General features: G+C 46.4%; 5 protein-coding genes. 3 read left to right on the top strand and 2 right to left on the bottom strand.

From position 1 onward, the window contains the following. Positions 1 to 387 precede the first annotated feature (387 nt). Entirely contained in the window at positions 388 to 1,542 is a 1,155-nt protein-coding gene (locus RMO35_RS04435; protein ID WP_309738830.1) for an NAD-dependent epimerase/dehydratase family protein, read from the bottom strand. Between the two features lie 349 nt (positions 1,543 to 1,891). On the opposite strand from RMO35_RS04435, the gene RMO35_RS04430 reads away from it, so the two are divergent. The 3 genes from RMO35_RS04430 to RMO35_RS04420 all read left to right on the top strand — a co-directional run bounded on the left by RMO35_RS04430 (position 1,892) and on the right by RMO35_RS04420 (position 4,638). Continuing rightward, positions 1,892 to 2,755: a polyphosphate kinase 2 family protein gene (locus RMO35_RS04430; protein ID WP_309738829.1), complete on the top strand. Its 864-nt coding sequence runs from the start codon at positions 1,892 to 1,894 to the stop codon at positions 2,753 to 2,755. Positions 2,756 to 2,854: 99 nt separating this feature from the next. After that, positions 2,855 to 3,490, top strand: a complete 636-nt coding sequence (pdxH, locus tag RMO35_RS04425; RefSeq protein ID WP_309738827.1) for a pyridoxamine 5'-phosphate oxidase — start codon at positions 2,855 to 2,857, stop codon at positions 3,488 to 3,490. A 203-nt stretch (positions 3,491 to 3,693) separates the two neighbouring features. Continuing rightward, a complete protein-coding gene (locus RMO35_RS04420; RefSeq protein WP_309738826.1) occupies positions 3,694 to 4,638 on the top strand; it encodes a class I SAM-dependent methyltransferase in 945 nt (314 codons plus the stop codon). 164 nt (positions 4,639 to 4,802) lie between these two features. Here RMO35_RS04420 and RMO35_RS04415 read toward each other — a convergent pair whose 3' ends face one another. Continuing rightward, the gene (locus RMO35_RS04415; protein ID WP_396135598.1) at positions 4,803 to 5,477 is read right to left on the bottom strand and encodes an SAM-dependent methyltransferase; all 675 of its coding nucleotides are present in this window, start codon (positions 5,475 to 5,477) and stop codon (positions 4,803 to 4,805) included. Between the last annotated feature and the right edge of the window lie 221 nt (positions 5,478 to 5,698).

Here is a 5,698-nt window from a genome sequence, read left to right as displayed (position 1 = left end):
CACTATTGACAATGACTTCGCCAGTTGCTGTTTCAGCAGCCAAAACCAGGGAGCTATTCCAACTAGCTGCCATTGCTTGGGGCACGATCCCAACGAAACAAGTCAAGCAGAGACTAAAGGCAACGAGCAGACGGGCAAACCGTTTCATAAAGTTTATTTTTCCTAACACAGCATCTTAATTCTCCATCATTTTACCTTAATCGGGGATCTGGATGGGAGTGGATAGTGGATAGTGGATAGTGAATAGTGAATAGACTACAGTTCCTAACATACCTAGAGAGTACATAGGGTAGGGAGTGGATCGTGGATCGTGAGAAAAAGTAGCAAGCATCCTTTTCTCCTTTACCCTGAAACCTCTAGATTTAACCCTCCACTATCCACTATCCCCTATTCCCTCTTCCAACTCACCTTCGGCAAGATCTGCGATCGATCGACGCGATGTTGGTATTTGACGGCAAAATTGAGGAGGGAGTCTAGGAGTGAATCGGACAGGAAATGTGGTTGGAGTCCAAGATTGAGGAGATTGGTATTTTTGGGGTTAAAGTAGTGAGACTCGGCTTCGATCCGGGGATTGTCGATCGTGTCGATATTGACATCCAATCCCAGCGTAATCCCGGCTTGCTTGACTTTCAGCGCCAGGTCGTTGATGCTAAATAGCTCGGTAAACTGGTTGAAAACGCGAAATTCGCCTGGTTTGGCGGGAGTGAGGATCGCGAGTTCGACGCATCTAACGGTATCGCGGATATCTAGGAAGGCGCGAGTTTGTCCGCCTTTACCATACACCGTCAGCGGATGTCCGATCGCCGCTTGAATGCAGAAGCGATTGAGCGCCGTACCATAGATGCCATCATAGTCGAGTCGGTTGATCAGCAGCTCGTCCATTCCCGTCTCTTCCGTCAGCACGCCATATACCACGCCTTGATTGAGATCCGTTGCGCGCAAACCCCAGACTTTACAGGCAAACTGGATATTGTGACTGTCGTGAACCTTGCTCAGGTGGTAAAAACTTCCCGGCTGCTTGGGATAGGGTAAGGTATCGGTGCGCCCGTTATGCTCGATCGTGATATATCCTTCTTCAATATCGATATTCGGCGTCCCATATTCGCCCATCGTCCCTAATTTCACCAGATGACAATCGGGGAAATCATCCCGCAAGGCATATAACAGGTTGAGATTGCCGACTACGTTATTTACCTGCGTCAGCACCGCATGTTCCCTGTCGATCATCGAAAAGGGAGCCGAACGCTGTTCGCCAAAATGGACTACCGCTCCCGGCTGAAATTTCTGCAAGGACTTTTGCAAGAAATCATAATTATTGATATCACCAATAAATAACTCGATCGTTTTACCCGTCAATTCTTGCCAGCGCCCAATCCGCTGATGGATCGTAGAGATCGGTGTAAGTGTCTCCACGCCTAATTCTAAATCCCAATGTCGCCTGACCAAACTATCCAAAATCCCGACATCATACCCCCGGCTGGACAGATACAGCGCAGTTGCCCAACCACAATAACCATCACCGCCAATCACCAGGACTTTCATAAATACAAAAGTAGAGTTATTAATTTTATGAGCGAGTATTCGCCCAATGTATCAGGACAAGGGCAGACAAGTAAACCGCGATCGCCAAAAATTAAGGTTTTGAGCTAGTTCTGTCAGTTGGGAGTTGACAATAATATGATGTGGTGCATATGTTTTCTGCTGGTAGTTAGTTCGTTAGGATAGTAAATAACATCACAGTTTGCCAAATCTGCTCGACTCGTTGGCGTAGCCTCTCTGCAAGAGAATCGAGTCGAGCTAGCACGCTCAGTCTGGAGGACACTACCAGAGTTAATTAGCTAGATTCGATCGAGATAAATTGGGCTAATCGCAATCCACACAAAATCTAATTATGTACGAAAAAAATACGATCGCCTCACCAGGAAAGAAGATCGATCTTCAAAATTACGATCCTGGCGACACGGGTGATTTTCATAATAAAGAGTCCGCTCAAACCAAATTGGCAGCGAATATTGTCGAATTAGCTGAGTATCAAAATATCCTTTATGCTCAAAATAAATTTGCGGTATTAATTATTTTCCAGGCGATGGATGCCGCTGGCAAAGATAGTACGATTAAGCATGTGATGTCGGGGATTAATCCCCAGGGTTGTCAAGTATATAGTTTTAAGGCTCCTTCACAAGAAGAATTAGACCATGATTACTTGTGGCGCGATCGTAAATGTTTGCCTGAGCGGGGACGGATTGGGATCTTCAATCGATCGTACTATGAGGAAACTCTCATCGTCCGCATTCATCCCGAACTATTGCACAAACAGAATTTACCACAGCTAGATCTCAAGAAGATTTGGCAACAAAGATTTCAAGAAATCAATGACTTTGAACGGTATTTAACCAATAATGGTGTGGTCATCATCAAGTTTTTTCTACATGTCTCCAAAGCCGAGCAGAAAAAAAGATTTCTAGAGCGCATTCAAGAACCCCAAAAACACTGGAAATTTAGTGCCGACGACATCAAAGGACGCGATCGCTGGGATGATTATCAAGCAGCTTATACCGACATCTTCAACAATACCAGTACCAAAGCCGCGCCCTGGTATATCATTCCTGCCGATCGCAAGTGGTTTACACGGCTGGCTGTAGCTGATATCATCTGTAGTCGTCTCAAAGAGTTAGATCTAGCGTATCCACAGATAAGCGACGAACAAAAAGCCAAATTAGCAGACGCGAAAAAAATGCTCGATCGAGAGGAGTAGCGGATAGTGGATAGTAGATAGTGGATAGTTAAGACTTTTTCCTACTTCGTCTGCACTATTTATAACCTTTACTATTCACTATCCACTATTCACTAATTCATGAAAATTGCTGACTTACGCAAAAACTATACACAGGCTGGATTATCAGAATCAGATGCCCTGGCGAACCCTTACGAGCAATTTCAATTGTGGTTCGAGCAAGCTCTGGCTGCTAATCTATTAGAACCCAATGCGATGACAGTGGCGACAGTAACGGCTGAGGGCAAACCTTCCGCGCGGATCGTGTTGCTCAAGGCTGTAGACGATCGCGGATTTGTATTTTATACCAATTACAATAGTCAAAAAGGAGTCGAACTCCAGCACTGTCCTTATGCTGCGCTAGTATTCCTCTGGGGCGATTTGGAGCGACAAGTGCGGATTGAAGGTAAAATAGAATTCGTCTCAGAATCCGAAGCTACCAGCTATTTTCACAGTCGTCCACCCAGCAGTCAATTAGGTGCTTGGGCTTCCGAGCAAAGTGCAATTGTTAGCGATCGATCGATCCTCGAACAGCGATTGCAACAGCTAGAATCAGAATATCTCGATCGCGAAATTCCCAAACCCCCACACTGGGGAGGCGTGCGGGTAATTCCCCAAGAAATTGAATTTTGGCAAGGTCGTCCCAGTCGCCTCCACGACAGGTTACGCTATCAATTAGTCGCAGGCAAGTGGCAAATCGATAGACTCGCACCCTAATTAATCTCTAACTCATTGGTTGTTCCAAATATTCAAGTCCGTTACAATAGCTGAAACCTATGTGGTGGGCACTGCCCACCCTACATAACTGGGAGACTGGGGGAGTGGGTAAATTTCGATCGCCTTTTACCTCTTACCTTTTACCTCTTACCTTTTACCTCTTACCTCTTACTCCCTATTCCCTATCCCCTATCCCCTAAATTATGACTGCTACCCTCAAACTTACAGATCGTCTCGTCAGCCAAATGGTAAATGGCTTACTTGCCATCAAACCGCTGGCTAAATTAGCCAAACATCAAGCGCGGGAATTGATTATCAAACGGGCTGAGGCAATCGGCGTGGCGTGGCGGGATGATGTGAAGTTTTTGCGCTCGCGAGGCGGTGCAGAGGCATTGTCGCCGCAGTGGGAGGCAGATTTAGCCCAGATTACCAACCCCAAGCTCCAGTATCCCGAGTATTATCTCACCTCCTTTCATGCTTACGATCGGGGGAATATGAGTTGGGATGCGGCGATGGAAGTCGAAGTTGCTGCTTATTCGGTTCATGCCAAGATTTTTGCTGAAACTGGCAAAACTGGCGATACGCAACTCCGCCAAAGTTATCACGATCTAGTCGTGCAAGCTTTCCCGACGCCACCGCAAGCAATTCTCGATATCGGTTGTAGTGTGGGGATGAGTACGTTTGCGATCCAGTCAGTTTATCCTGATGCCCAGTTGACGGGTGTGGATCTGTCGCCTTACTTTTTAGCAGTGGCGAATTACCGCACCCAGCAGAAACAAGTCGCCCCGATTGAGTGGGTACATGCTGCGGGAGAACATACGGGCTTACCCGCTCATAGTTACGATTTGGTATCACTATTTTTGATCTGTCATGAGTTACCACAGACAGCTACCCGCGAGATTTTTCAAGAAGCCAAACGCTTGCTCAAACCGGGCGGACAAATTGCGATTATGGATATGAATCCTGAGTCGGATATTTATGCTCAGATGGCACCCTATATCTTGACACTGCTCAAAAGTACCGAGCCATATCTCGATCGCTATTTTACGCTCGACATCTCCCAAGCCCTAATCGATGCTGGTTTTGAGACTCCCACGATTACACCCAACACGCCGCGCCATCGGACTGTAATTGCCCGCGCTCGATAAGAGCGCGTAATTTAATATTAAGAAAATCGGGTAGGATAAATTTTATACCCGATTTTTTATCGACTTAAGTTACGATCGCTGCAACGATCGCTGGCAATTAAGTTAGCAGGTAGAGTAATTGTCGCTCGTAATATTTAAGTTTGACGACTAATATTTAGCGATCGTTAAATACTGGCTTTGAGATTGGCGGGCGGGTTTGCAGGCACCGTCCAAAAGTAAATTGTGCTGGTTTGACCGTCAGCCTTGACTTGCTCGGTACGATCGGGCTTCCAGTCGCCCATATCGAAAGCATGAGAAACAATGCGGGTACCAGGTTTGAGTTGGCTCAATAACTGCGGTCGGAGTTTGACATTTAATTCGGGCAAGAGATACAGCGTTACTACTGTGGCATCGCTAAACTTGCTTTGAAAGAGATCTTGATTGAGAAAGCGCACCCGATCGGTCACACCTGCTGTTTTAGCATTATTATTAGCTTCTTTAATCCGTTGGGGATTAATATCGATGCCTGTGGCGCGAATCCCAAATTTGCGAGCGGCGGTAATCGGAATCCGTCCATCTCCGCTCCCTAAGTCGTATAGCACATCCTTACTGTTGACTTTGGCGATCGCGAGCATTCGATCGACCACTGCTTGTGGGGTGGGAACATACACGACATCAGGCGATCGTAATACTGGAGCCTGCGCGACTCCTGATGCTGATGGTATCTCAGTAGTTGGTTGAGTATTCATCGCGTTAGGGCTTGTGCTACAGCCAACGCTGATGAAGCTCAGACCGATTAGTGTCAAAAATGTGATTCGATTCGATCGGCTCCGATGGAGCAAATGTTGTAGTGATATCATAATTTTCTTTCGATCTTAACTAGTGGTTAATCTGAATCGACTGGTAATGTTCTGATGGAATTCGCGCCATGAGGCTTACATCTTGCTTCCAGTGTTAAGGCACCCTGATTTACTAACTTCAGCTTTAGCAGCGATTAGTTGTGCCGTAGATTCTTGTAGTCCGATCGCAGCCGAACTGTGTTGTAATTGGGCTAGCTTGTAAGCAGCTACAGCTAGATCTG

Source organism: Chamaesiphon sp. OTE_20_metabat_361 (assembly GCF_031364565.1).
Note: the sequence above shows the minus strand (reverse complement) of the source record. Positions and strands in the feature narration are given on the sequence as shown.

Excerpts from the sequence above, each read along its gene's own strand:
- RMO35_RS04430 (WP_309738829.1), top strand. The coding sequence starts at position 1,892 with ATGTACGAAAAAAATACGATCGCCTCACCAGGAAAGAAGATCGATCTT.
- RMO35_RS04420 (WP_309738826.1), top strand. The coding sequence starts at position 3,694 with ATGACTGCTACCCTCAAACTTACAGATCGTCTCGTCAGCCAAATGGTA.
- pdxH (WP_309738827.1), top strand. The coding sequence starts at position 2,855 with ATGAAAATTGCTGACTTACGCAAAAACTATACACAGGCTGGATTATCA.
- RMO35_RS04435 (WP_309738830.1), bottom strand. The coding sequence starts at position 1,542 with ATGAAAGTCCTGGTGATTGGCGGTGATGGTTATTGTGGTTGGGCAACT.
- RMO35_RS04415 (WP_396135598.1), bottom strand. The coding sequence starts at position 5,477 with ATGATATCACTACAACATTTGCTCCATCGGAGCCGATCGAATCGAATC.